Origin of the sequence: Gynuella sunshinyii YC6258, from assembly GCF_000940805.1 — a bacterium.
GTDB classification, from domain to species: Bacteria; Pseudomonadota; Gammaproteobacteria; order Pseudomonadales; family Natronospirillaceae; genus Gynuella; species Gynuella sunshinyii.
Genome location: NZ_CP007142.1, coordinates 5,122,571 through 5,148,687, shown reverse-complemented (window position 1 = coordinate 5,148,687; position 26,117 = coordinate 5,122,571). Strand labels below are relative to the sequence as shown.

General features: G+C 48.9%; 22 protein-coding genes. 7 read left to right on the top strand and 15 right to left on the bottom strand.

Features of this window, described 5'->3' with window-relative positions; genetic code table 11:
• Positions 1-75: 75 nt before the first annotated feature.
• A complete protein-coding gene (locus YC6258_RS21555; protein WP_144407709.1) occupies positions 76-678 on the top strand; it encodes a hypothetical protein in 603 nt (200 codons plus the stop codon).
• Between the two features lie 254 nt (positions 679-932).
• Entirely contained in the window at positions 933-1,589 is a 657-nt protein-coding gene (locus tag YC6258_RS21550; RefSeq protein WP_044618745.1) for a flagellar biosynthesis anti-sigma factor FlgM, read from the top strand.
• 5 nt (positions 1,590-1,594) lie between these two features.
• Here the strand turns inward: YC6258_RS21550 and YC6258_RS30400 are convergent, their stop codons facing one another.
• The 9 genes from YC6258_RS30400 to pomA all read right to left on the bottom strand — a co-directional run bounded on the left by YC6258_RS30400 (position 1,595) and on the right by pomA (position 13,207).
• Positions 1,595-1,765 carry a hypothetical protein gene (locus YC6258_RS30400; protein ID WP_169749006.1) on the bottom strand — a complete coding sequence of 57 codons (171 nt, stop codon included), beginning with the start codon at positions 1,763-1,765 and terminating at the stop codon, positions 1,595-1,597.
• A gap of 61 nt (positions 1,766-1,826) precedes the next feature.
• Positions 1,827-2,504 (bottom strand): Ig-like domain-containing protein, encoded by a 678-nt coding sequence (locus tag YC6258_RS21545; RefSeq protein ID WP_044618744.1) that lies wholly within the window; start codon positions 2,502-2,504, stop codon positions 1,827-1,829.
• The gene (locus YC6258_RS21540; RefSeq protein ID WP_044618743.1) at positions 2,501-4,648 is read right to left on the bottom strand and encodes a chitobiase/beta-hexosaminidase C-terminal domain-containing protein; all 2,148 of its coding nucleotides are present in this window, start codon (positions 4,646-4,648) and stop codon (positions 2,501-2,503) included. The genes YC6258_RS21545 and YC6258_RS21540 overlap by 4 nt, the downstream gene beginning before the upstream one ends.
• A 366-nt stretch (positions 4,649-5,014) precedes the next feature.
• A complete protein-coding gene (locus YC6258_RS21535; RefSeq protein ID WP_044618742.1) occupies positions 5,015-5,998 on the bottom strand; it encodes a sulfite exporter TauE/SafE family protein in 984 nt (327 codons plus the stop codon).
• Positions 5,999-6,079: 81 nt separating this feature from the next.
• Positions 6,080-7,438: a cytochrome P450 gene (locus YC6258_RS21530; protein ID WP_044618741.1), complete on the bottom strand. Its 1,359-nt coding sequence runs from the start codon at positions 7,436-7,438 to the stop codon at positions 6,080-6,082.
• Between the two features lie 5 nt (positions 7,439-7,443).
• Entirely contained in the window at positions 7,444-8,508 is a 1,065-nt protein-coding gene (locus tag YC6258_RS21525; protein ID WP_044618740.1) for an alpha-hydroxy acid oxidase, read from the bottom strand.
• Between the two features lie 15 nt (positions 8,509-8,523).
• A complete protein-coding gene (locus YC6258_RS21520) occupies positions 8,524-10,098 on the bottom strand; it encodes an NAD(P)-binding domain-containing protein (protein ID WP_044618739.1) in 1,575 nt (524 codons plus the stop codon).
• 1,378 nt (positions 10,099-11,476) lie between these two features.
• Positions 11,477-12,439: a MotB family protein gene (locus YC6258_RS21515; protein WP_044618738.1), complete on the bottom strand. Its 963-nt coding sequence runs from the start codon at positions 12,437-12,439 to the stop codon at positions 11,477-11,479.
• Between the two features lie 12 nt (positions 12,440-12,451).
• Positions 12,452-13,207, bottom strand: coding sequence for a flagellar motor protein PomA (gene pomA, locus YC6258_RS21510; RefSeq protein WP_044618737.1), 756 nt, complete (start codon positions 13,205-13,207; stop codon positions 12,452-12,454).
• A 266-nt stretch (positions 13,208-13,473) separates the two neighbouring features.
• Here pomA and YC6258_RS21505 point away from each other — a divergent pair, with 266 nt between their 5' ends.
• The 5 genes from YC6258_RS21505 to YC6258_RS21485 all read left to right on the top strand — a co-directional run bounded on the left by YC6258_RS21505 (position 13,474) and on the right by YC6258_RS21485 (position 18,601).
• Positions 13,474-13,707, top strand: coding sequence for an exodeoxyribonuclease VII small subunit (locus YC6258_RS21505; RefSeq protein ID WP_044618736.1), 234 nt, complete (start codon positions 13,474-13,476; stop codon positions 13,705-13,707).
• Positions 13,704-14,603, top strand: a complete 900-nt coding sequence (locus YC6258_RS21500; protein ID WP_044618735.1) for a polyprenyl synthetase family protein — start codon at positions 13,704-13,706, stop codon at positions 14,601-14,603. Before YC6258_RS21505 ends, YC6258_RS21500 begins: the two co-directional genes overlap by 4 nt.
• Positions 14,604-14,725: 122 nt before the next feature.
• On the top strand, positions 14,726-16,603 hold the full coding sequence (gene dxs / locus YC6258_RS21495; protein ID WP_044618734.1) for a 1-deoxy-D-xylulose-5-phosphate synthase: 1,878 nt from the start codon (positions 14,726-14,728) through the stop codon (positions 16,601-16,603).
• Between the two features lie 18 nt (positions 16,604-16,621).
• Entirely contained in the window at positions 16,622-17,299 is a 678-nt protein-coding gene (locus YC6258_RS21490; RefSeq protein ID WP_044618733.1) for a zinc metallopeptidase, read from the top strand.
• Between the two features lie 303 nt (positions 17,300-17,602).
• The gene (locus YC6258_RS21485; protein ID WP_044618732.1) at positions 17,603-18,601 is read left to right on the top strand and encodes a vWA domain-containing protein; all 999 of its coding nucleotides are present in this window, start codon (positions 17,603-17,605) and stop codon (positions 18,599-18,601) included.
• Between the two features lie 174 nt (positions 18,602-18,775).
• Here the strand turns inward: YC6258_RS21485 and YC6258_RS21480 are convergent, their stop codons facing one another.
• From YC6258_RS21480 to YC6258_RS21455, 6 genes are all read right to left on the bottom strand, one after another.
• Complete coding sequence (locus YC6258_RS21480) at positions 18,776-20,572, bottom strand: glycogen debranching N-terminal domain-containing protein (protein ID WP_044618731.1); 1,797 nt, start codon at positions 20,570-20,572, stop codon at positions 18,776-18,778.
• Positions 20,569-21,681 carry an ABC transporter ATP-binding protein gene (locus YC6258_RS21475; protein WP_044618730.1) on the bottom strand — a complete coding sequence of 371 codons (1,113 nt, stop codon included), beginning with the start codon at positions 21,679-21,681 and terminating at the stop codon, positions 20,569-20,571. Before YC6258_RS21475 ends, YC6258_RS21480 begins: the two co-directional genes overlap by 4 nt.
• Positions 21,682-21,691: 10 nt before the next feature.
• Positions 21,692-22,657, bottom strand: a complete 966-nt coding sequence (locus YC6258_RS21470; RefSeq protein WP_044618729.1) for a carbohydrate ABC transporter permease — start codon at positions 22,655-22,657, stop codon at positions 21,692-21,694.
• A 4-nt stretch (positions 22,658-22,661) separates the two neighbouring features.
• Entirely contained in the window at positions 22,662-23,528 is an 867-nt protein-coding gene (locus YC6258_RS21465) for a carbohydrate ABC transporter permease (protein ID WP_044618728.1), read from the bottom strand.
• A 111-nt stretch (positions 23,529-23,639) separates the two neighbouring features.
• Positions 23,640-24,989: an ABC transporter substrate-binding protein gene (locus tag YC6258_RS21460; RefSeq protein WP_052830470.1), complete on the bottom strand. Its 1,350-nt coding sequence runs from the start codon at positions 24,987-24,989 to the stop codon at positions 23,640-23,642.
• Positions 24,986-26,026 carry a LacI family DNA-binding transcriptional regulator gene (locus YC6258_RS21455; RefSeq protein WP_052830469.1) on the bottom strand — a complete coding sequence of 347 codons (1,041 nt, stop codon included), beginning with the start codon at positions 26,024-26,026 and terminating at the stop codon, positions 24,986-24,988. Before YC6258_RS21455 ends, YC6258_RS21460 begins: the two co-directional genes overlap by 4 nt.
• Positions 26,027-26,117 lie beyond the last annotated feature (91 nt).

The window sequence follows — 26,117 nt, the reverse complement described above, 5'->3', positions numbered from 1 at the left end:
ATGCACCTTCGTATCCAGGCCGGTATGACCTGGGTTTTGAGTATGGAAAATAGCTTTACCATGGAGTTTAGCTTTATGAAACGATTTCTTCCCGCCGTATCTGTTGTGTTGTTTGGTTTGAGCGCACATGGTCAGTCAGCAGATTATTACAGTCACAATGATCAATATGGATATCATGAGCGTAAAGGCCTTTATTTGTCTGCTGGTGCCGGTATCAGCTCGACGACAATGGAGGTTGAAATGGATGGCATGACCGCTGATACTCAAATTGACGGTAATACTGGTCTGCAGACGGCTTTTAAGATCGGAGGTTCCATTACTCCGAATGTGCAACTGTATTACGGACGTTTTGCCTCGTTTGGCACTTTCGAAAATGCCATCGATGGCAGTGATGAGGCTTATGTAACCGGCCTGATGGGGTTGGGGATCAACTTATTTGCCAAAGATTCGAATTTTTTTGCTGAAGGGCTGGTGGGTATATCCGACCTTACCTTGCTGGATGAAAGTGAGTCGTTAGACCCTGATGTTGGTTTCAGCATTGGTCTTGGTTACCAGGTAGCCAAGTATGTTGAAATCAGTGGTCGGGCTATGTTTTATTCTGTGGAAGATCCCGATGTCGATGGGCTGGAGTATTCCCTGAGTCAAATTGGTCTGACGGTCAGTTTCTGTCTGTATTGATCAAACTGTATTGCCCTTTCTTTTGACAGAGACCTGACCTGGTCTCTGTTCTGCCGTTTCTCCAATCCGTTTCTATTCTCATCAAACCTGTACTGCAGTTGGTATTGTTGTTGCTCTGACTCTGAGGCTGTCCTTGCTGGTGTCTGACAGGTGCATATCAGCAGGCTGGCAGGGATGACAGACGGAATGATGTTGCCGCTGAGCGGTTATCCTCTGCCATGTTTGGATGGGTGTTAATTTATGAGGGGATATCGATGACCAGTGTTTCTTCCTTGAACGGTAGTAATACTTCTGCAATCAACAACTATGCAACCAGTACCGCTAAAACTGAGACTGCTGCCAGCAGTCAAACGCAGACTGAATCAGATGCTTCTGTTGATACCGTAGAGTTGTCTACCCGGGCACAAAAAATCCAGAAACTGAATGAAGAATTTTTTCCGACTGGGCCAAAAAACTTTACTCTGTCTCAGACCTTTATTGAGCGTTTGAATGAATATGGTTTGATTAGCGACTCAGAGGCTTCTTCCCTGGGGAGCAGTCTGTCAACGTCATCGGACGATGGTGATACCACAGCGCTGGATGAGTTAACTGAGGATGTCACCAGCCTCATCGAACGGTTGAAAGATCAGGACTCAGACAATGCGCTGATAGAACCCCTGCAGCAGGCACTGGACGTGATAGACAGTTTTGATAGTTATCAGGCTTCTGATAGTTCTGAAAGTATCAACACTATTTTAACGAACCTGAATTACTATCAAAGCTCTGCGGAGAGTGGTGATCTGAACGACTCGGATGCAAAGACCATCAATCAGTTGAAGCTGGCATTGAAAGTAGCTGACAAACTCAGTCCTTCAACACTGTCTTCGGAAAAAGTCAGCGGTTACCTGGCGGTGTTTGATCAAATCTCATAAGCATCTTATTCCACCAATATTTCGGTACATGAATGATCCCTGGCACCGTAATAGATGATGTAAACAGCAATAACGGTCGGGAAGTGTAGAAGAAACAACAGCAGCACAACGAGTTCGCCAGCATCCACCGATCCCCAGGCGATGAGCATCCCGACTGCCAGAGAAGAAAAAACCATTCACCGGCAAGCGTTTATGCCAGGTGAATGGTTAGCGTTATGTTGCGCAACGGTTCTTGTGTTAACGAGGCACGTCTATTTCCAGCGGTGTCGAGAAAATACTGTTTAAACCTTGAGTATCTTGCGTCGCAACCTTGATTTGATAACGACCACTTGTAACGTCGTTAATTAAAACTTCCGGGGTATTATCTGTGGTATAGAGCAGCGTGAAGTTGCTGTCCTGCTCATGCCTGTAGGCCACGACATATCGTGCAACATTATTCTCAGGGTACAGGTTTTCACCATTTTCACGGAGTTGTGGTGGCTGCCAGGAAACCAGAAGAGAAGTTCGGGGGAGAAACAGCTCAATCGTGACTTCTGCCTGTGCGGCAGCCGTACCATCGCTGACAGTGTAGACGATAACGACCTGACCGACGGATTTGCCATCCGGCTCGAACTGTAGCAGGCCATCACTTATGCTCACTGTGCCGGTTCCTTGAGTAATGCTGGCATTCAGTAAGGATATCGGGTCGCCATCGGGGTCAGCATCATTACTGAGCACATCTATCTTCAGTATTTCTCCAGCTGGACCGCGAGCACTGTCGGCAACCGGCAATGGCGTGCGGTTAGTTGTTGGTGGATTTGGGTTGGGGCTTTCAGCGACAGCATCACCGTCAGAACTGCCGCCACAACCGCTCGTTAATAATGCCACAAGCAGTAAGGTGGATAGCGTAAGCGTAGGTTGTTGAACGGTTTTCACTGCGAGTCCTCGGTTAAAATTCTGACCTGTAATGTATTTGGCGCCTGAGGAGCACTCAGACCACCAAGGTGATCGTCGTCGATGCGTATGGCGTCGATCTGCAGAGTGCCAGCTCCCAACGATTTAAACGCGATGGTATCGACAGCTGTCAGTGATGCCTGTTCGCTACGAAAATTGAAATGATCGGCTAGCAACAGGCTGTTGCCGCTGTTTGGCTCAGTTACCATCACCGAGTACTGTTGGGTATCGAGGAAGACATCCATGGTGATCTGGTATTGCTTCCCTGCAGTGTATGGCAATATTTCCAGTGAACGATAGCCATCGCCATCCCTGATATCTATTTCACCGTTGGTGTTAAAGCGCACCAGTGTGGCCAGGCCACTGTATGATGTTGCGTTGTCGATATTTCCGAGTGAAAAACCGATCACCGAGTCCTGTTGATCGAGTAGTGGTGTGACCGTGGTCACAAGCCGGAAATTCTGGTCCTTAAAGCCGATAGACGCATTTTGCCATTCTTCCGAACTGGTAAATGGAGCCGCGGAAAGAATAGTGTATTGCTGTTCTGCGATATCCGAGGCAACACCGTTGTGTATTGCAATTGCGCGCAAATGCAGGGATTCATTAATGGCAATCGGCTGGGTGTAAACCGCCGAGCTCGCATCGGGTGCACTGCCATCCAGGGTGTAGTGTAATGTGGTGCCTGCGGTGGATGACAGAAGGGTAACCCGCTGTGCCGACAAATAACTGCCACCAGAGGGATAGTATTCTGGTGCATCAGGTGTCTCTGGCAATGGTTCACTGTTTAGAACAAAAGCCTTATACATTGCAGCAGGGAAGTTACCAATGGCGTTGGCGCCTGCACCATAACCGGTACCCACCGGCCACTCGTTTTCAAAGTAGCGCGGGTAGTATGCGAACAATGGCTCGTGGTTCCACAGCGTTTCCATGCCCATTAACTTGGCAACCACAAAATGCGGGAAGGTCGCCGAACCACTGACTTGCCGATAGATGGCCTCCCAGTGTTTGTTGTCGGCAACCGGGCGTGAGCTGTGGCGAATGCCCCATTCGGGTAAGCCGATATCGCTCTCGGTGTAAGGTAAGGCCGGCCTGCGGCTGTCGGGATCCCAATCAGCACTGTGAGTAATATCGACTTCAGCCTGCGATACACGAAAAGTTTGCTGATCTTCCTGAAACACAAGCCGGCTGCCGTCTGCGTAAGACAGCATGTCATTATCGTTGAACAACATTCCGGCCAGCAGCAACAGAGTCTTGCGGCCCTGGTTGTGTCCGCCGTCCGCACCCCACACAGCACCATGACTGGCGGCGCCATAGATATCAATTCCTGCCTGAAGTGCGCCAATCAATATCGGCATCTTTTCCTGTTCAGACAAATCGAGCTGCAGCCACAGTAGCGCATTGCCAGCGCTCTTGGCGATTTCGCGTCCATAGTTACCGGAAGGATAGTTGAGATCAGGATGATAATAACGTCCCACCCAAGTGGTCTTGAGTTCTATCCAGGGGTGAGCAAAGGTGCTTTCCAGGCTGGTTTTACTGGGGAGGTTAATGTCCAGCTCGCTCGCTGGTAGTTGGCGCAGCAGCCCCAGGTTGAGATTGGACGTATTCCAGTGTAATGACTTGTCGGTGCCAACATACGGTGGTCTGAAATCTCCCACCGCGGCCGGACTTGCCAGTACAGTAAGCACTTCGATCTGGTGTAGTACCGATGCATCGCCTTCAGCGGAAGCGTTGCTTTTGCTGCTCAGCAGAGATGAGCCCGGCGGCAATAGCAGTGGTAATTGCGTTGCGACATCCAGCGTCGTGTCGTAGGGAGCCCGTTGCATGGAGGTGTCAAAACCCTGCGCACTCATGTTCGGTGACGGGTTTAACATGCTGCCGTGCTTGCCCGCACTGGCTGCCGGGGTAATTGACACAACGGTAACCGGGCCCACTACCCATGGGTCACCATTAGCGAAAATGCCTTGCTGAACCTCGCTGAGATCCTCCTCAAGAGTCCAGCTTATGCCATGGTGTTCGATGACAGTCGCCGCCCAGGTGAGATTTGGCAGGCAGCAGAGCCAGATCAGGCCGCAGAATGCAGTCAGGCGTATTCTGATGCAAGACGATAAAGTAACGGGGGATAACATGATTGTGACCTAAATAAGTGACTAACCCGAATCCCTTTCGGAAGGCCGTGTTAGTGATAAGTAATATGATTGAATGTCAGATATTAGCAAAGTCGGCAATTTGTTCGGTGTGCGAAATCACATTCTTGTTCTAAGTTATATAAGAAATTCTATGCTTCGGGTTGATTGCTTTGTAGGAGGTGATTAAGTGATACAGCCTCCCAGGGCTTGGGTTGCCAACTAAATTCGAACGTCATTAAATGACTGTCAGAGTATTGGGAAGACCGTGAATCCGTTGAAGCTGGCCGCGATACAGTTCATTGATATTGTTGTCGGAGAAAACCAGCGGTCATTATGGGAGTCTTCGAGCAAACGCTCATAAGCGTACTATTCCATCAATATTCCAGTAAGAATAATCCAGGCAGAAAAGAACAGCTTCAGTCTGTTGCCACCCAGATATTGAGTAATATAGCGCGCCAGAAAGCCTCCGATCAGTGCACTTTGACCTGCGAACAGGACAATTTCGAGACTAATGTTCAGGTGCGGGGAAAGATGTTGAATAACCCCGGTCAGCACTGCAATGGATGATGTAAACACGCCAATAGCGACCGCCACAGAGGTTGGGAAGCGAAGAAAAAACAATAACAGCGCAACGAATTCACCGACACCAACGGATATCCAGGCGGTAACCATTCCGCCCGCCAGGCTGGTCAGAACAAGCAGAACTGTTTCGGTGACAGTTAATGATTGTGAGACCTGTGTCAAACGCTGATGCACGTTATCTTTTAAGGGAGTTTGCTGACTTGCAGATCGTTTGCGGGTCAAAAGAGTAAACACTATCAACACAATGCCGAAAGTGATGGAAAAAAGCCGAAAGACAAGCGCCATTTCAAACACAGGCTGAGTTATCAGATACTGTCCGATCAACATCCCGCAGACGGTTGCCAGACCACTGACAAGAATCAGTTGTTTTAACGTTATCAGCATGTTGTCATCGTGCCGGTATTGCCGATGCAGAGCGTGTAACCACGACAAGGCACCGGCAGTCATACCGCAGGATTGGATGGCCATACTGGTGGCAATCGCCTGTACCGGCATGATTCCCATGGCGGCAAAAAAAGGAATAAACACCACGCCACCGCCGGCACCTGTAGAATTGGCCACCAAGGCGCCGATCAAGCCCAGTAGTAAAAATATCCCATACTCACTGATCAGTGTGCGAAATCCGGTTTCCCAAGTGAAGATTGTAAAATGGAAGTATGGAAACAATATCCCGTACAGCCAGATAATCGGATGAGACAGGATTTGTCGGGCAATGTCTCTGCTTTTATATAAATACGATCCAGCAGGTGTTTCAATCGGAGTGGTCACAGTGTTATTTGCCTCGAATGAATACTTTTTCTGTCGAATATCCAGGTGTACTCCTGCGATCTTTTGGTGAGCATGAACATGTCAGAGACTTTCTAGTTGTTGAAAATATTTTTTACACAGCTTCAGTTTTTTTGCGTGCAAAATCATTATCGTGCCAAAGACCAATTGAGTCAGACTGCGATAAAGGTCTTCCCAGTGATCCCTGAGCAGCATCAGAGGAAGAATTATGTGTCTGATAAATCTGTGACCCGATACGGACTGACTCAACATGACCAGACATGGCCCCCGGTTTGGTAGTGAACGGGTATGTGGAACAGGGCTGGTAAACCAATAGCTGTTGATGACATGAAACGCCAGCCGCCGCATAGTGACTGTGGCCAGCCCCTGAGCAGGACAGGAACGATTACTGGTTATGCCGAATGGCATGAAGTTTGAGTCTTTGGCTGGACATTGTTGCCAGCGATCAGGGTTGAACTGATCAGGGTTTTCATAACCTTGTTTGTGAAACTCCGGGTAATTAAAACAAACGACTGTGCCTTTTTTGATGGTGGATCCTTTAAAGTTCACGGTATCGGTGACGATTCGATGAGCGATTCCAAACAATGGATTCAGCCGCAGACTTTCATTAATAACATCATCCAGGTAGTGATCATGGTCACCACTTCTCAGGCGTTCCTGACAATGTGGATGTTGGGCAATAACCATTATCAAATGGCTCATGGCCTCAGACATCTGAACAATGGCGGTGTTAAAAAAAGCCCCCTGAAGATAATGTGCCTGTTCCAATGTTGTCAGTCCTGGAGGAAAGGGATGGGGAAACTCATTGCTTTCCAGTTTGTTTACCAGAAATTCTGTCAGTTGATGACGTTTCGACATGTTCCTGAGCTTGCAGCATTTGAGTGCATTCACGACATCGCTGGCATGATTCACGATCAGATTCCTGGTTTTCTCATTACATGGTTCGTTAAACAGTAATCGATAAAAAAAATCGGCCCATAGCGGCATAAAGGCGTCTCTTAACCGAATGCTGGTCCAGTTTTTTTTGTGGTGCAGCGATAATCTGAGAGGGTCCTGTTGATATTGATCGATCATGCTCTCCAGTTCTGTTCTGGATCTGGCCATCAATTGCCGGGTAAAGCGTGACAGATTACGGTAGCGATCGCTCAGTTCCAGATGCTCGGGATGAACTTCCGGGCCAGGAGCGAGCCAGTACCAGAATAAATCCGATAGCTCTGCACCCTTACTCCGACCGCTCAGAGCCGGATTGCCATACAGTGTTTTGAAATCTTCGGCATTGAATGAATCGCTGGGAAGGTGCAACGCTTCCTCGCCATTGATGCGGGTAAACACGTTCATCCTCAAACGGATGATCAGAGGTGGCAGCCAATACGGCAGCGACAACACAAATGCAACCGTAACGGTTAACAGGAATATATTCATATTGGTCAGCCTTTGGTCTGTGAGTTGGAATAAATCAAATGTTGGTTTATGTCCTTCCTGGTTCGACAGCCGCACAATTTTGTTGCGGTCAACAGTTCCTGCTGTAGCGTCTGCATCACATCCTTGACGCCCTGCTCGCCATTCACCGTCAGCCCCCAGATCACAGGACGACCCACCGCGACGGCAGAGGCACCCAAAGCCAGAGTTTTCAATACATCGGTACCATGACGAATCCCTCCGTCCACAATCAGCGGTATGCGGTTTTGTGCGGCATCTGCCAAAGCTGGTAACAACTCGATAGTTGCAGGTGCGCCGTCCAGTTGTCTGCCACCATGATTGGATACGATCACTGCCTGTACTTCATGCTCAATGGCCAGAACGATATCTTTAGGATGCAGTATGCCTTTTAGAATGATCGGCAGAGAGGTTTGTCGTCGCAGCCAGGAAATGTCCTGCCAGTCCAGACTTTCGTTAAACTCTATCTCCCGGGTCATGCCATGTTCATCGATCATATTTGGACAACCAAGTCCCTTGGGCAGATCGTTGAAACCATTGCGCAGATCGCGTTCGCGAATACCGAAGACCGGTGAGTCAACCGTGACAACCAGGCCGGAACAACCAGCCTGTTCAGCCTGATGTACCAGATGAAGGGTGAACTGTCTGTCAGGTTGCAGATAGAGTTGTTGCCAGACAGGCGTATGGGGGTTTACTTCTTTGGCGGCCTTGCAGATGTCTTCCGTTCGGGTATTGGCAGCCATGCTGACGATCATCAGGCTGTTACTTTGGGCGATTGCTCTTGCCGTGGCCAGTTCGCCATCATGGTGAGCCAGTTTATGAAAAGCTGTCGGTGCGGCAAGAATAGGGAATTCGAGCGTACCACCGGGAAGTTGGGTGTTGAAGTTGTCCTGGAATGAACCACGCAACACTCTGGGCCAAAGTCGGATATCTTCAAATGATCGCAGGTTTTCCCGGATTGTCGTTTCTGTGCCAGCACCTCCGATAAAATAATCTGCAAAAATCTTGGGTAGTCGCGCCAGAGCCATATTTTCCAACTCATTCAGACTGATCATAATCCCTCTCCATTATCAGGCTTCGGCGGTATCCGGTACTTCGGTCCCGGTAACAAGCTGCAGGCAGCTGCTCAGATATTGTTGCAGAGGTATGACATGTGACTCGTAACGATTCCATTCGTTTTCAAGGTTTTCGGCCATATGATGAGTGGAAACATGTTTTCCCTGATAATAAAAACGCAGCACCGGATGCAAATATTGAGCGTTTAGAGCATTCTCATGGTCATCCTGCGAAACCCTGTTTATATCAATGTTAAATGGGTCGACTTTGTCATGATCAGGGCCGTACTCAAGAGCAATACTGATATAGTTTTTAGATTCCCGGCCGAAGGTGTCGTGGCAGAATGCCACGGGAAGCTCCTCGATATAATGACAGCCTTGCTGATCAAGCAGCACAGAGTCACACATAAATTCAAATTGTTGCCATAGTGCCGATGTTCTGTTGATACGTTCTGCAATAAAGCTCGCAAGCAGTGTGGCGTTTAGAGGTAACGTGTGAGTTGGAAGAGGAAGGTTTTGATAACGGAGATTCAAAATATGAAACAATGATCGTACCGCATAGCGGAAACCATGAACGAATCCGCAGGTCGATTTTTTAAAATCCCGTTGTTGCATGAGTGTGCCGGCAAAATACAGGTCAGGCACATTGACGGACTCCCACTGACTGTTCATCTCAGGGAATCTGTCATGGATTGTCATATTCGGGCGACAGGATGTGGCAAAAATATCCGCATTGAAACGAAACCCAGTGCAGCAAATTACCCTGTCATAATACAAAGTTTTATGTACTTCGTTGGATCTGGAAAAACTGAATATGACTTTGTATTCATTATCCAGCTTTTCAACACTGACCACCTCGCCATCCAGAATGGCATTTTGTGATTTCAGTTGATAGGTGTCCAGCAGGTTATTATTGACTGCTCGTAAGTGTCCGACGTAATGGGTTTGCCAGGCCAGACGTATGGAACTGCGGCCGGCAACATGAATATACGCAGTGGTTTCAATGAGATTGTCGGCGGTTTCAAAGGCGGAATTGCCTTTGCCGATAATGAGAACCCGCTGATTCACGTAGTCCATCGGCTCAATGATCGTGTTGGAATAACGCTCACATAGTTCTATCCCCGGAATATCCGGGACATTCTCTTGAGATACGCCGGTTGCCACAATCAGTGCACGACATTGATAGGTTTGTCCATTGCTGCAGTGAATAGTGAACACGTCGGTCTTTTCGATGCGATCCACGGTCTGATCGAAAAGTACGTTAATCTGGTGTTGCTGATGAAAGTCTTCCAGATAGGTCACAAAGGTATCCGCCGACGGAAAATAACGGCTGGAATAGTCAGGGAACTGCAGGTTATGGTTGTTCAACAATGAGTTCCAGTCTGATCTCAGATTTCGTTCAAGGTCGGTGTCGCCGGTGTATTTTTTGTTAATCGAAATGAGTTGTCGATGACGCGGGTATTGTTTGAAAAAACTGCCGACTCCGGAACCTGATTCAAGAATCAGGTAATCAGCGGAGCTTTGCTGCATCAGGTACCCCAGTTGCAGACCCGCCGGGCCTGCACCGATAATTATGTAATCTTTGATCATTTTTTCCTCCGGTGAAGTTGTTGAAAATTTGAAAAATTATCTGTATTCCGGAGGTTTCAGATTTTTCAATAAGTTATTGATTTCAAAATCTTTCCGGAAAATACGATTGTTCGCTTTCTGTCCCTCAGGCTTTCGTGCTGTCGACTGGACGATTAGCTTCGCCGGATTAAATTTATAGCTCAGTTGGTATCGACCAATGTCATTGCCCGGCAATCCTTGGTTTTATTTAAGGGATATTTCCATTTGTTTTGGATCTGCATATTTTTCTGGTCCGTAGTCGTTTCAGTCTTTCTTTGTAATTGAATCCATTTTCAGTGTTTCTAAAATATTCTGTTTCTGTATCGAGAGCACCTCCTCAAAACATTATTTTCCTTGTTGTTGCTGTTAAAGAGCATTGGTTTCGGTTTTTTGAACAGTATTTCCCAGCATTGCTTTAAAGCTGTCTTCATGTTCAGAAATTCTTTTAAGACTTGATTTCTTTGAAGCAATTCAAGTTTGTGAAGTGGTTTGGTATTTTTTAATTATCGAAAAAGATGTTAAGTCAAAAGAAAAGTTTTTTTAAACGTGAAATTTCCATCTTCATACAAAAGGATGATTTTATTGGTGTGGCAATATTCCGTTAAAAATAGGCTTGCTATTGACCATTTTTTCGAAAAACCGGTGGGCCCTGTTTTGCTGAAAAAATGTGGTTTTAGTGAGGAGTTTTATTAGCTCATACGGAACTATCATAAAAAGGTACGTTACGACGGAGTAACCATGTGCTGTTCCGCGTTCTTTAATTTAGATAAATTTTTTTGGATAGCATTTTTATTCGCTTTCTGGTTTAGTGAGGCGGCATGCCTATTTAAGGAGCCTTAATCGGCTTATATTTTCAGTGCCTCGATCACTTGCCAGCAACGCAGTCCAAATCAGGTCTGGCGGAATGGTTATAGATTTGGCTGGCCATGGCTTCTTCCATGATCAGGCTGATTAACGCTTGTAGCGATGACTCTGTCTTTTCAGGTTTTCATCACGGTGCCGGAGAACGTTCACAAACATGTGTAGAGCAGGATAGATCGTATGCACAATTGCAGAGGTTGTTACGGGTGACAGCGTTTTCATTCAGAATGGTTGTAATATGATAACAACTGATTAAATAGCCAATTGGTGGTTTTTATTCACATGTATGGGTAGTGAATTAACTAACACCTCTAAGAGCTTTTTTCATCAGGAAAATAGCAAAGTGTCTGTGCCATCGATATGCCTTCTCTTCCATTTCAACCAAAGTGATAAAGTCAGAACATATTTCTGGATGTGTATGATCTGTTATGGATTGAGGAAATTTGAGCATGCCTGAAAACAGCAGTACCGGTTTCAGGTGGTTTACGTGATAACCTAATCAGAAAATATCCTCAGGACTGAGGCCAAATAACGATGGGTCGCTGAAATCCGCATTGTCACCCTGCTCTTCGGGTGGAATGATTTCATCCTGGTACTCGTCATTTATTTTCTTGATCAGTATTTCAACACGGCGGTTCTGTGCCATTGCTGCCGGTGTGGTTTGATCGGTCAGTGGTCGCGTTGAACCGTGGCCAACAATGGTAAAGCGCTGGGTGTCCATTTCCGGTGCCTCGAACAAGTACTCAGCCACCGCCAGAGCCCGGGCGGCACTGAGCTGGAAGTTGTTGCGAAACCGGCCACCCACCATGGGCGCCGAATCGGTATGACCTTCTACATAAATGTCGCCACGAATATTAATCAGCAATTCCCGAATCATGTCCAAAATTGGCAGGAACTCGTCAGCCACATAATCTGATCCCGGTCCAAAGGATTGTTCTGATATCCGGATAACAATCGTTTCCTTGATGGTCTCAATCTGCAGTTTTCCATCTTCGATTTGTTTTTCCAGTGCCTTGGCCAGTACTCTGGCGTCTTCGCGGGCTTCAGCTTCGGCTTCCTGCTTAACGGCAATATCGCGGGATTGTTTTCCGGAGGTTCCCTGGGCAGTCTGCTGCTGTTGCATTTCGTCCTGACACAGGACTTCGAGACTGTCCCGCAGGTCATCAATGGTTTGTTGACGGATCTGGTTGATGGGTGTTGGCTCTGGTTTGCCGGGTGAAAACTCCTGGGCAATGATGCTGGTGCCCTTGGGGATCGCATTCACATCAATTTGATTCTGTACCCCAAATGCATTGCGCATAGACCCGGCCAGGCGTTTGAACTTCAGTGCATCCATTTCCGAAAATGACAGCAACAGTACAAAAAAGCACATCAACAGGCTCATCAGGTCTGCAAAAGTAGCCAACCAACCCGGGAGGCCAGGTGCACAGGGGGGGCAATCGTCTTCGGTATCGTCAGACATTAGTGACTTCCATTATTCCTCAGCACCACGTTTACTTGGAGGCAAGTAGGTCTTCAGTAATGATTCGATAATTCGAGGGTTTTGACCGGCCTGGATGGCGAGTAAACCATCAATGATGAGCTTTTGCATGAGATCCTCTTCCGAGGCTCTCAGGTTCAGTTTGTCCCGTATTGGCAGAAACACCACGTTGGCCATGACGGATCCATAAAGAGTGGTTAACAGTGCCACTGCCATGGCCGGACCGATAGCCTTTGGATCATCCATGTTAGCCAGCATCGCCACCAGACCGATGAGCGTTCCGATCATACCCATGGCCGGTGCGACGTCACCCATGGCGTTAAAAATACTTGCACCGGCGCTGTGGCGACTCGTAGTGAGTTTCATATCCCGGGTCAACAGACTCCGAACCACTTCCGGATCATGGCCGTCTACCAGCAGTTGAATGCCTTTACTCATAAACTCATTGCTGACCTCCTTGCCTTCAAGAGACAGCAGTCCGCCTTTACGGGCGGCATCGGCCATTTCAACGATTTCCTCAATAATGTCTTCAGGTTTGCTCATTTTGAATGAGAAAGCCTTGCCGGCGATCTTCATGGCACCGAGATACTGTTCCAGGGAATATTTCTGCATCACCACAAAAATCGAACCGACGACAACAATCAGAATCGATGGCAGGTTGTAGAACATGCCGAGGTTTCCACCGAGTATCATCGACATTATGATCATAGCAAGCGCGCCTATCAGGCCAACGAGGGTTGCTAAATCCACTATAAACCTCTAAATATCCGCATGTTATATCCGGGAATCAGCGACGGGGTCGTCCCTGTACGGGCTGCCGGATCCAGCCAGTATCTTATACACGTAGAATTACAGATAGTAACAATTAATCACGTGCCTCTTAAGTCTAGACAAATTCTCAGAAGCGCGATGTAAATAAATGGCATCTCAATTATTATCGGCAGTGGTGAGATAGAGTTGACCGTTTTTTTACCCTCAGTTAGGGTTGCGGTTCTTTTTAAGGGGGCACGTGGTATATGGCAAAGCAAGAGCCGATTAACTTTGAGCAGTCGTTCAGTCAGTTAGAGGCACTGGTCCATAAGTTGGAAAGTGGTGAGCTGTCATTGGAGGACTCTCTGAAGTCATTTGAGCAGGGCGTTTCTCTGGTCCGCAGTTGTCAGACAGCTTTGAATGAAGCTGAACAACGAGTCCGGATTTTGATGCAGGAAGATGATGGTCTGGCCACACGGGATTTTGATGTTCAATCATGAGTAGTTTTGAAGCCATTCTTGAGGCCTTTAAGACCTCCTTCGAACCCGATCTGCGACGTGTGATCGGTACTCTGCCGCAAGGGGCGGAACGACTTGAAGAAGCCACTGTTTACAGCCTCATGGCCGGTGGTAAGCGTTTACGACCAATGTTGGTCAAAGCCGGTGCCCGGGCCGCAGGTTGCGAACAACAGAGTTGGTTGACACCGGCCATAGCGGTTGAGTTGGTACACACTTACTCGCTGATTCATGATGATTTACCTGCCATGGATGATGATCATCTGCGCCGTGGTCAACCAACCTGTCATGTCGCTTTTGACGAGGCGACTGCCATACTGGCGGCTGATGGTTTACAGGCAGCCGCGTTCGATTGTCTGGCCAACCGGGAAGATGTTTCCCTGAGCAATCGACATCGTTTGCATATGGTTGCGCTGTTGGCCCGGGCATCCGGACTGTATGGTATGGTGGCCGGGCAGGCTATCGACGAAGCATCGGCCGGCAAAATCATTACGCTGGCACAGCTGGAACAGATGCATCGCCTCAAGACCGGAGCATTAATCAAAGCTTCGCTAGGGTTAGGATGCCTGTGTACGGAATCACCTGAATCCCCTGTCTATCAACAACTGCTGAATATTGGTGAGCTGCTCGGGCTGGCTTTTCAGGTGGTTGATGACATTCTTGATGTGGAAGGGGATACCCACATTCTGGGCAAGCCGCAGGGCTCGGATTTACATCACAATAAGAACACATACCCATCCCTGATGGGACTGGACGCCGCCAAAGACTACGCCCGGACCCTGAAAGAGAGAGTTGACGGGCAGATTGCCCGGCTCGAAGGCATTGGTGACGTGGAACTGCTGAAGCAGATCACTGAATATGTATTGATACGCGACCATTAAATTGCACAGGTCGTTCAGGAGACCGCCTCAATACCTTTCGCTGGCCCGCTGAGAATCCGATTTCTCAGTGAATGGACAAATGCTCTAAAATGGCGCCAATTATTCTGGACTAAGCACAACTAATGAAGACTTTTGAACGTATTCCCAGGGAACGACCCAGTACGCCGTTGTTGGATCAAATTGATAACCCCCTGCAACTAAAGGCGCTGGAGCTGAATCAGTTACCGGCATTGTGTGACGAACTGAGGGAGTTTCTGCTCTACTGTGTGGGACAGTCGGGGGGGCATCTGGGAGCAGGATTGGGTGTGGTCGAGCTGACGGTGGCTCTACACTATGTATATGACACCCCGGATGATCGGCTGGTCTGGGATGTGGGGCATCAAGCCTATCCTCATAAAATTCTGACCGGGCGGCGTGACCGCATGACCAGTATCCGTAAAAAAGACGGTTTGTCTGCTTTCCCGAGCCGTTATGAAAGTGAGTACGATACCTTCGGGGTTGGCCATTCAAGCACCTCCATCGGCGCAGCCATGGGCATGGCCATTGCCAACCGTCTGCTGGGTAACAGTCGCAAGGTCGTAGCGGTGATCGGTGATGGTGCCATGACCGCAGGGATGGCATTCGAGGCCTTGAACCATGCCGGTCATGATGAAACAGACATGTTGGTGGTCATGAACGACAATGACATGTCCATTTCCGAAAACGTGGGTGGCTTGCAGAAGGCCATGTCGAGAATTTTTGCCTCCAAAACCTACTCACATATGCGTGAAGGCAGTAAAAGGGTGCTTGGAACCATTCCACCGGTATGGGAACTTGCCCGCCGGGCCGAAGAGCATATGAAAGGATTTGTGACCCCCGGTACCATGTTTGAGGAACTGGGGTTTAATTATGTAGGGCCTGTAGATGGTCATAACGTTCTTGATCTGGTCAAGACTTTACGGAATCTGCGCAGTTTTAAGGGCCCTCAATTTCTGCATGTTGCGACCACCAAGGGAAAAGGGTTTCGACCAGCGGAAGATGAGCCGATCAAGTACCATGCGATCAACAAGATCGAACCGCAGAAGAATGGTCAGGCTGACAAATCGCTGCCCAAATACTCAAATATCTTTGGCCAATGGCTGGTGGATCAGGCTACGGCTGATCCTCTATTGGTTGGCATTACCCCGGCGATGAAAGAAGGATCGGATCTGATCCAGTTTGCCGAACAATTTCCTGAGCGTTACTTCGATGTGGGCATTGCCGAGCAGCATGCTGTGACGCTGGCGGCCGGGTTGGCTTGTGATGCTATGAAACCGGTTGTGGCCATCTATTCCACGTTTCTGCAACGAGCTTACGATCAACTCATTCATGATGTCGCCATTCAAAATCTGGATGTGTTGTTTGCCATCGACCGCGCCGGCCTGGTGGGGGAGGATGGGCCAACACACGCAGGCAGTTTTGATCTGACTTATCTGCGCTGCATTCCCAACATGGTGGTAATGGCCCCCAGGGATGAGAATGAATGTCGAAAAATGTTGACCACCGGCTATCAATATCAGGGGCCGGCAGCGGTGCGTTATCCTCGAGGCAGCGGTATCGGTGTGACAGTGGACAGCACTCTTGAGACCTTGCCGATTGGTCAGGCTGAGACTCTGCGCAATGGTCAGAGAGTCGCGTTGCTGGCTTTCGGGTCCATGGTCGAGGTGTGTCGTCCGGTTGCGGAAGAACTTGATGCCACGCTGGTGGATATGAAATTCATCCGGCCGCTGGATGAAGCGTTAATCCTGGAAATGGCTGCCCGGCATGAACTGATCGTGACCGTTGAGGAAAATGCGATTAAGGGCGGGGCGGGGTCTGGTGTCAACGAAGTGTTGCAGGCCGCAGGGTGTACCATGGCTGTCTTAAACCTTGGTTTACCCGATCAGTTTCTGGCTCATGGCAAGCCGGCCTTGCTGTATCCGACCATCGGTCTCGATGCGGCGGGTATTGTTCAGGCTATCCAAGCCCGATTGGGCAACTGATTTCGGAAACCAAACACCATGATATGGTTAATCCTGTTGCTGCTGTTGGTCGCTGTCGTTGCCGGACCAGGTATCTGGGTGAAGGCAGTGCTCAAACGATATTCGGTCAGGCTGGATTATCTGCCCGGGACCGGAGGAGAGCTGGCCCGGCACTTGATCAATCGCTTTGAACTCAAGGCCGGACTGGAGGAGACCCTTCAGGGGGATCATTTCGATCCGAGCGATAATATTGTGAGGCTCAAGCAGGAACATCTACAGGGGCAATCATTGACTGCAGTGGTCGTCGCTGCACATGAAGTGGGTCATGCCATCCAGTTCCACCAGCGCGACTGGCGATTGCTGCTGCGTTCAAAGCTGGCACTGCTGGCCGCCATGGTGCAAAAACTTGCGCAGATTGCCATCATGCTGATGCCGATATTATCCCTGATTCCGGCAACTGCGATACTGGGACGGGGTTTGTTTCTGGTGATCATCGTCAGTATCGTTTTCAATCTGCTGGTACACCTGATTACCCTGCCGGTCGAATTCGATGCCAGCTTCAATAAAGCGCTACCCATTCTGCAAAAAGGTGAGTATCTAAACCAATCTGATCTGACCAAAGCCCGAAAAATTCTAAGAGCCTGTGCATTAACTTATGTCAGTTCAGCGGTAATGGGATTGCTGAATCTGAGCACACTGTTCCGTCGGATACGCTGATCCAATATCTGTATTTTGTTATTTGCTTTTCAAAAAAAATATCTCAATAACGATATGGAAAGATGTCCAGGTCATCCAAATGAGCGATATTAATAATCATGATAAAGGAATAGAAAGGTCGCCTCGACTGCTTACGATTTTTTTAAGAAGTAGAAGCAGCTGCGCAGGTTGTTGAAAAACGCCCGTGTTGCGCTTGCCTTGTTTAAACCAGCATAAATGCTCTGTTTGCACTGCATCTGTAGCGTCTTCTGTCTCATTCAATTGCCTGTTAATAAAAACTCTATCAACCGCACGAGTAAATTTATGAACATGCTATCAAATATAAAAAAAAACCTTCAGCAGATTTTTATCGCAGCCCTTTTCTCCCTGCTAGCCGTGTTTGGTCGTACTGCACCAGACGTTATTCTGGTCCTGGATGTGACCGGTAGTACTGGCGCATTGTTACCCAACTGGCAGGCCAAAATCGTTACTGACTTTATCATGCCATTCAATCTGGCTACCTCGGGGACTCGTTTTGCGCTGGTGTCACACCGTGATTTTCCTTACAGTCCTTACGGCGGTTCCAGTGATTATGGATATAGAGTGGAAACTCCGTTGGATACAGATACCACCAATCTCATTACCGCGCTTAATGCCTTGAGTTCATCCGGTGGTGGAGATGCCCCTGAATCCCAGTTGGAAGCATTACGCCAGGCAATCAGTGGTTCCGGGCTGGATCTAAATGGTGATGGAGATTATCTGGATAAAGGTGACATCAAACCTAAACTGCTCGGTATAAACCCATCTACTCCCCAGGTGTTGATTTTCCACTTCACATATCCTCTGAGTTTTCATAATTACCCTGCTATCGAAGCGAACTATCCGTTTAGTGGAGTAGTCAACCATCCAGCGGATGTCAATGCTGTGAAATCTGCAATCGATGCGATTTGCCCTGTGACTACGGTGGATGTTTATGATGCTGGTGGTTTCAAAAGGGTCCAGGCAGGTTGCATGCTATACACCTTGATCCCAACCGCACTTAAGATGCTCAATTCCGATGGAACGCTTTATAAAAGTGAGTCTCTGATCGACCAACAGACTGGCAAGTTGTTAAACCTGAAACCCTATGCATTGGCCACTAATCCTGCGGAGGAACTGGCAGAGTATACTGGTGGTGCAGTATTGTCTGTAGGTAGCAGCCTGGAAGGATTGGCTGAGGTTGTGGAAGCGGTTGTAGAAGATACCAGAATCTGCTCCGAAGGTAGGGTGCCGGTTGAATTGCCGACAGGTATTTATTGTATTGAAGCATTCTCATCGAAGTAATTCGGAGAATATTGATTCAATTGGGTGTTAAGGAGCCTATGAGTAATGTCTGCCAGGAAGGCAGGGCCGGGCGAAAATCTGTGAGACCAGGGCGTTCATGAGGCATAAATGACCGACTTGAACAGGTTTTTTTAACGCCATATTGGTGACGCTGGTAGTTATTCAGATGGTTCCTTAAGTCCATAACGCGAATAACGCGGCCGCAGCCCAGGCCTGCGGCCGACAGGACAGATGATAAGGCAGCACCGGATAATGGTTTCGGTCATGGCCGGAATAAAGCTCTGGCAGACGATGATCCGGTTGTTTTTCCGCTACGTCTAGCAGCGTGTCGGCAATATGCTGAGCCTGATGGTGATAACCATATTGTTTTAAACCCAAGGCCGTTAATGCCATATCGTGAGGCCAGACCGAACCGTTATGGTAACTGAGAGGGTTATAGCGAACCTCGTGACATCCCAGTGTTCGCAGTCCCCAGCCGCTCCAGAGTGCTTCAGAAAATAATGTTGTGACTAATTCGTCTGCCCGGCCGGGTTTAACGATACCGGCCCAGAGGCAGTGACCGGCATTGGAGTTTTGTACGTTGAGTGGTTGTTGGTCGCCATCAAGGGCCAGTGCATAGCAACCCATTTGTGGTTGCCAGAAGTACTGGTCAAACTGATTTTTCAGATGTTCGGATTTAACCTGATAGAGATCCGCTTCGTGTTGCTGGTTCAGATGAATAAAAAAGACGCTGGCACAGGCGAAGGCTTTATAGGCATAAGCCTGAATTTCAGAGACAAAAAGCGGGTGTTTGGCCAGCGTCCCATCCTGATGGCTCATGGAATCCGGCGAGTCTTTCCAGCACTGATTGACCAGTCCTCTTTTGTTGGCATGAAAACCGATAAAACCGGTTTCGTCATCCTGTTGACCTTCCAGCCATTGCAGAGCCCTACGCCAATGCGGTTCCAGAGTTTGCATGAACGACCAGTCTCCACTGCCAAGACAGTAATCATGCAGCAGAATGATAAACAATGCTGTGGCATCGCTGGCTCCGAAGTAAGGGTGAAACGGAATGTCACCTATGCGACTGCGTTCACCATAGCGATATTCATGCAGTATTTTGCCGGCCTGTTCATCGTTTATCGTATCCGTTCGGGTGCCCTGATGATGGGCCAGAAACTGTAAGGTGCCCTGGGCCAGTTGCGGAAATGTCGATAGTAGAAAAAAACTGCAAATGAGAGCATCGCGCCCAAAGGGTGTGACAAACCTTGGCAAACCGGCGGCAATAGTGAGTCCTTCCGCTGGTGCCAATAACAATGCATAAACATCATCAATGGCCTGCTGGATAGATGGTTTTTGTTTGTTTATGGAAAAATTCCGGCTAAAAGAGTGATAGTCCGGCAGGGCGGTAGTGTTCTCGCTCAACGGGCTGATCAGCGTTACTCGAATAACCAACTCCAGCGTTTGTCCGGGTTGGATATCAAAATGCCAGCCCTCAGTCATATTCCGCGCGGGGCTGAATTCCATGATCACCTGGTTGAGCTGATGGTCCCTGCTGACATACCGGGCCTGGTATTCATTGGCTGTGAGGTTTTTTTCCGTTTTCCGAAACAGTGGTTCCAGCCATTGCCCACGAATCTCAAACATATCCTGAAAGTCGCTGTCGACATGCTGACGGATAACAACTTCCTGGATATCAGGGGTTGGATTATGGCATCTGATGACATCTTCAAAGCCATCCTGTTGTAGTTTCAGGCAACGATCGATCTGACCGGTCTGTTGATGATGATGATGCCGGGACCAGTATTGTTGCAGCTGGGTATTGGTGGCTGCATCCTGATAAATCAGAGAAAAATCCTCAAATTCGAACCGGTAGTGATTCAGGAAACGGGTGTCGAAATAGTAAATGCCCTGGTTGGCATCATTACGATAATCGGCCTGCCCCTGATCAGACAGAATTGCGTAGCAGAAGTTGTATTTCAGTGGTGTCATAACGCCTGTCCTGAATTGATCAGTACGCCTTCGGTACTCATGTCAAACAGCAACACCCGGCTTAAATCGACAGACAACGAAATCGTCTCCTGACGCCGAATATGACTGCGCAGATCAAGCCGGGCCTTGATTTCATGGTTGCCGATATTGATCATCAGTTCTTTATCGAAGCCAAGATTTTCCACCAGATTGACATGCAAGTCCTCGAATACAAATCGTTGGCTGTCGTCACGAATAAAGCGGGCATCCTCAAAAAAATCGGGACGAATACCGACCAGTATGTGGTCAAACGCATTCAATTGTTTGGCATCGGTAAAGGGAATACCGGCTATGGGCATGCGATGCCCGGCAATGACAATTTCATCTTGTTCCACTTTTGCTTCCAGCAGGTTCATGGCGGGGGAGCCGATGAAGGTTGCAACAAAGGTGTTGGCCGGTTGCAGATAAATTTCCATGGGCGTGCCGATCTGTTCAACCATGCCATCGCGCATGACAACCACCCGGTCTCCGAGGGTCATGGCTTCCACCTGGTCATGAGTCACGTAGATGGCCGTCATGTTGTATTCCGCCTGGATACGGGCCATTTCCGTGCGCATGTGATGGCGTAGTTTGGCGTCCAGATTGGAGAGGGGTTCGTCAAACAGATAAACATTGGCATCGCGGGCCAGCGCGCGCCCCATGGCAACCCGCTGGCGCTGACCACCGGAGAGGTCAGACGGGCGCCGGTCCAGATATTCCTCCAGTTGTAACATTTCCGATACCTGCGTTAATCGTTCATCCATCAGCTGTTGGCTGGCACCGGATTTTTTCAGTCCGAACAGGATGTTTTCACGGACGGTTTTGTGCGGATAAAGCGCATAATTCTGGAATACCATGGCAATATTCCGTTTATGGGGGGCGAGATCGTTCACCACCTCTGCACCAATTCTGACTTCGCCGCTGGTGATTTCTTCGAGACCGGCCACCATTCTCAGGGTAGTGCTTTTGCCGCAACCACTGGGGCCGACCAGCACGACAAATTCGCCGGCGTTGATTTCCAGATTCAGGTTTTTGACGATGGGCAGGCTGCCATAGGATTTATTGATATTTCTCAGATGCACAGAACTCATAACGGTTTCCTTATTCTTTGACGCCGCCTTCGGTAAGGCCGCCTGAGAGATGGCGATTGGCGAACATGAAGGCGATGACGACCGGTACCAGCGTCAGCATTGAGGCTGCCATGATCCGGTCCCAGATAGCATTTTTAGAGTTGAATAATGTTTGCAGTGCCAACGGCAGAGTATGGAAATCCTGATACTGTTTGAGGAACACCGAGGCAAACAGGTATTCATTCCAGGCAATGACGAAACAGTAGACGAATACTGTCATCAGCATGGGTCTCGACAGCGGAATGATGATAGTGGCGAACGCTTCTGTCCGGGAACAGCCATCCATCATGGCAGCTTCTTCGAGGGAAAAAGGTATGGTGCGAAAATAGTTTCCCAGCATGTACATGGCCACCGGCAGTGTCTGGATCACATAGATCAGAAAGATACACACCAGGGTTCCGGTAATGGATGCTGCCAGCCCAACCGTCACCGCCATTTGGTACAACGGCACCATGAGCAGCACCCCGCCGACCATGTACACAAACAGGACCGCGTTGGAAAATACAGAGCGACCGGGAAAACGAAGACGGGCAATGGCATATGCGGCCAGAGCAGCAAAAAATGTAGAGGCGACCGAAGTCACCAGACTGATCAGGAAGCTGTTCAGCATGTATCGGACAAACGGAAAGTCTGCATCCTGCGAGGTGAAACGGGCAATGATTTTCTGTTTTGCTGTTTCACTCAGTGCGGGGTTGTCCAACATGGACTTGACCGAGTCAGGAATTTCGATCACTTTTTCAGGCATCAGGCCCAGCAATTCTTTATAAGCATCGAGATGGATGACTCTGGGAATCAAAGACGGATTACCCCAATCAATCTGATGTTTCAGTGAGGTGGAGAGAATCTGTAGAAACGGAAAAATACAGAACAGAATGATCATGATGATCATGCTGTACAGAAAAATGTTCTGGCCAAAGGAGCGACGACGATTCAGCATGCGGTCACCATTTCAGTACTTTGCGGACGTAATACCAGATCAACCCTGTCAGTAGCAGTAGTTGCAGTACGGATACCGTAGCGGCCAGTCCCTGATCGATGACGCCGGTAAAGGCCTGATAGTAGGTAAATACCGGCAGGGTTTTCACATTTGGGGCGAGCAGAAAAACTTCTTCGAAGCGGTTCAGATTCCAGATCAGTCGCAGCAGTATGACTGTGCCGAGGACAAAGCGGATTTCCGGCAGGGTCACTGCCCAGAACCGTCCCCAGGGACCGTGGCCGTCAATGGCCGCCGCTTCGTATAAATCCCTTGGAATGCTTTGCAGTTTGGCCAGCAATAACAGGTAGGCGATGGGAAAGTGTTTCCAGATATCAAACACAATCACTACCCACAGTGCGGTGGCCGGATCGCCGATCAGGTTGCGGCGGGTGGCGGTTAATGACAACACATCCACGACCAGATGATTATAGATACCGTTGACCGGATCAAAAATGAACTGCCAGCCAAAAACGACACTTATGACCGGAGCAAAGTAAGGTAGCAGTATCAGACTGCGGGCGACGTTACGGAAGCTGAACTGCTGATTCATCAACAGTGCCGCCGCCAGTCCAAGTATTGTAGTTCCGGCGACGGTGCCCATCAGATAAATCAGTGATGTCCACACCGAGTGATAAAATTCTGTGTTACTCAATAATGTGGTGTAGTTGTGTAGACCGACGAAGTGTTTATCGCCATTCAGCTGAACATCAAAAAAACTCAGGTAAATGTTAAACGCAATTGGATAAACCACTAACAGACCGATAATGCCGACGGCGGGTGCCACCAGTCGGATACCGAGTCGTGATTCCTGTTGTCGTAGATAACTGGACATACGGGCTCTCAATCCTGGTTATTGTTTTGACCGGTGGACGGCTTCCCTGCCGTCTTTCCGGGAGCTGTTCGCTTGGCAAAAAATGATTGCCAGGTGAATAAACAGCGGGAATCAATCCATTAGCTGCTGCATTTTCTGAGTTGCCTGTTTGACCGCACTTTCGGCGCTGACGCCTTCAAATATGGTGCTGTAAATCATCTGCGGAATGATTTGCTTGGCAAAAATCTCGCCAGACTGAGGAAACACTTCGCCGTCAACCACGCTGAAGGTTTTGATCTTTTCGAATCCGGCAATGATTTCTTTGATCTTATCGACACCATACAGTTCGAAGACACCATTAGGATCTTTCAGGTATTGTGGATTTTCGGCTATGCCTTTGATCATCGGGTTCATGCCACCGGGCGCCATATGCAGGAAGGTAATATAGGGTGCCGGTTCATACAGAAATTCAACCAGCCGGCGAGTGGCATCGGCCTCGGCATCGTCGCTCAGGTCGACCCCGGCCAGACCGACGAGAACGCCATAACTGGCATCGGTTTTATGATGAATAATCGGTACGAAGCCAGTGTTTTTAACCAGGTTGGGATCGAATTTGCCGCCACTGAGTTCGGCGAAATTGTCGGCGGTAAGAGAGCCTTTGGCGACTTCTGCCAACGCCAGATCGTCCATGATATAGGTGGAATAGAAGAACATCGCCATCTTGCCCTGCAGATAGTAATCGCGGGCACGCCAGTTTTGAGGTCCGGGCGGATTATATTGTGCCAGCTTTTTATAAAACTCCAGGGTTTCAACCGTTGCCTTGCTATCGAAAATCAGTTCGCCTTTTTTGTTGAATTCTGCGGCTTTGTTTGAGAGTGCCAGATGGGTAAACACCTGCTCACTGTACCCTTCGACTTTGGTGCCGACCAGAATGCCATATTGATTCTGATCCGGTTTGGTAAATGTTTCAGCGGCCTTGAGAATACTGTTCCAGTCTGTGGGCGGTTTCAGGCCGGCCTGTTCGAACCAGTCCTTGCGATACCAGATCCCCTGTATCCAGCCGTGATAGGGCAGGCCATAGTAGTGTCCGCCTTTTGGGGTGCGCAGCATATTCAGCGCCCCGGTGTAGAAGTTTTTCTTACCAACGGTGTTGAGAACATCTTTGCTGAGATCGGTATTCAGAATCCCTTCTTCTCCAAATGCCATGATCAGTTCTGAGCCGGCTTCAATCAGTTGTGGCAGGGTTCCTGCCGCCGCCGCTGCCGCGATTTGAGTGGCCATGTCATTTTCATCCACCGGAACCACTTTAACTGTGACATCCGGATTCAGCGCTTCGAACGTTGCCGCCAGGGTTTCTATGACCGTCATACGTTCGCTTTGGGTTTCGGTGGTCCAGAACTCCACCGTCGTGGCAAACAGATTGCCGGATAACATCAGCCCGAGAGCTGCCAGGGTCAGTTTCAGTGTTATGGTTATTTTCATGACTTAATCCTTTCCTGTGGATGGGAGAGGTGAGTGAAGGGTTGATCGGATTCTCTGACCACCAGTTTCGGTGGCAGTAATCGTTGCAACCCGCTGATAGGTTCTCCGTCGATTCGTTTCAGTAAGGTTTCCGCCAGTACGCGACCGGTGTCTTCATCGGTGCCGACGGTTGTCAGCGGTGGATCCATATAGGCAACATCCACGGCGTCATCGCATCCGATCACGGAAAGATCCAGACCGATTTTTAAACCCAGTGACCGGCAGGCGGAATAAACGCCTCTGGCAATATGGTCGGTGGCGCAGACCAGCGCAGTGATTGAGTGATCGTGGGCCAACATGTCGATGGTCAGCTGACGTGCCTGAGCGGCGCTGAAATCGCAGCAGCGATAGCGCCATTCCGGTAATTTGAAATCATATTGTTGCAGGGTGTTCTGCAGGCCGGTCAAACGGTCGCGGGCAAAATGAAACTGTTCAGAAATGTTAATGAACCCAATGTTACGATGCCCCAGGCTCAATAATCGTTCGATGGCGGCGGTAAATACCTGAACATTATCCATATCCACCCAGGCAAACTGGCTGGATTTTTCAGTACGGCCGTAACAGACAAATGGAATGTTCAGTTTCAACAGTCTGTTGACCCGTGGATCATTGGTTCGGGTTCTGATGATGATCAGACCATCGAATTGCCCGAGTTTGATCGTTTGTTCAAACGCGATGAGTTCCTGCTCGCCACGCGGCAGCGTAATGACGTGTGCCAGATAGTGATGCTGTTGCAAACAACGGGTCACTGACCCCAGCAGGGCAGAGATCGAAGGATCGACCAGATAGTCGTCCTGTTGCAGCAGTATCAGTCCCACACAGTAGGCTTTTTGGAGCGTATGATAACGATCTCGGGAGCTGATTTGATAACCAAGTTCGGCGGCGGCCTTACGTACCCGGCTCTTGGTATGAGAACTGATGTCAGGATAATCATTCAGTGCTCTGGATACCGTGGAAACCGAAACCCCCAGTTTTGCGGCCAGTGTTTTGATCGACATAATGTTCTGGTTCTTGTTTTTATTAGATCAGGGACAGACTACCCCCAACAACAAGTCATCTCAAAAACGATATCTGCTTGCCTTGCATAAT

Excerpts from the sequence above, each read along its gene's own strand:
- YC6258_RS21555 (WP_144407709.1), top strand. The coding sequence starts at position 76 with ATGAAACGATTTCTTCCCGCCGTATCTGTTGTGTTGTTTGGTTTGAGC.
- YC6258_RS21550 (WP_044618745.1), top strand. The coding sequence starts at position 933 with ATGACCAGTGTTTCTTCCTTGAACGGTAGTAATACTTCTGCAATCAAC.
- YC6258_RS30400 (WP_169749006.1), bottom strand. The coding sequence starts at position 1,765 with ATGGTTTTTTCTTCTCTGGCAGTCGGGATGCTCATCGCCTGGGGATCG.
- YC6258_RS21540 (WP_044618743.1), bottom strand. The coding sequence starts at position 4,648 with ATGTTATCCCCCGTTACTTTATCGTCTTGCATCAGAATACGCCTGACT.
- YC6258_RS21530 (WP_044618741.1), bottom strand. The coding sequence starts at position 7,438 with ATGAATATATTCCTGTTAACCGTTACGGTTGCATTTGTGTTGTCGCTG.
- YC6258_RS21525 (WP_044618740.1), bottom strand. The coding sequence starts at position 8,508 with ATGATCAGTCTGAATGAGTTGGAAAATATGGCTCTGGCGCGACTACCC.
- YC6258_RS21520 (WP_044618739.1), bottom strand. The coding sequence starts at position 10,098 with ATGATCAAAGATTACATAATTATCGGTGCAGGCCCGGCGGGTCTGCAA.
- YC6258_RS21515 (WP_044618738.1), bottom strand. The coding sequence starts at position 12,439 with ATGTCTGACGATACCGAAGACGATTGCCCCCCCTGTGCACCTGGCCTC.
- YC6258_RS21505 (WP_044618736.1), top strand. The coding sequence starts at position 13,474 with ATGGCAAAGCAAGAGCCGATTAACTTTGAGCAGTCGTTCAGTCAGTTA.
- YC6258_RS21500 (WP_044618735.1), top strand. The coding sequence starts at position 13,704 with ATGAGTAGTTTTGAAGCCATTCTTGAGGCCTTTAAGACCTCCTTCGAA.
- dxs (WP_044618734.1), top strand. The coding sequence starts at position 14,726 with ATGAAGACTTTTGAACGTATTCCCAGGGAACGACCCAGTACGCCGTTG.
- YC6258_RS21490 (WP_044618733.1), top strand. The coding sequence starts at position 16,622 with ATGATATGGTTAATCCTGTTGCTGCTGTTGGTCGCTGTCGTTGCCGGA.
- YC6258_RS21485 (WP_044618732.1), top strand. The coding sequence starts at position 17,603 with ATGAACATGCTATCAAATATAAAAAAAAACCTTCAGCAGATTTTTATC.
- YC6258_RS21480 (WP_044618731.1), bottom strand. The coding sequence starts at position 20,572 with ATGACACCACTGAAATACAACTTCTGCTACGCAATTCTGTCTGATCAG.
- YC6258_RS21475 (WP_044618730.1), bottom strand. The coding sequence starts at position 21,681 with ATGAGTTCTGTGCATCTGAGAAATATCAATAAATCCTATGGCAGCCTG.
- YC6258_RS21470 (WP_044618729.1), bottom strand. The coding sequence starts at position 22,657 with ATGCTGAATCGTCGTCGCTCCTTTGGCCAGAACATTTTTCTGTACAGC.
- YC6258_RS21465 (WP_044618728.1), bottom strand. The coding sequence starts at position 23,528 with ATGTCCAGTTATCTACGACAACAGGAATCACGACTCGGTATCCGACTG.
- YC6258_RS21460 (WP_052830470.1), bottom strand. The coding sequence starts at position 24,989 with ATGAAAATAACCATAACACTGAAACTGACCCTGGCAGCTCTCGGGCTG.
- YC6258_RS21455 (WP_052830469.1), bottom strand. The coding sequence starts at position 26,026 with ATGTCGATCAAAACACTGGCCGCAAAACTGGGGGTTTCGGTTTCCACG.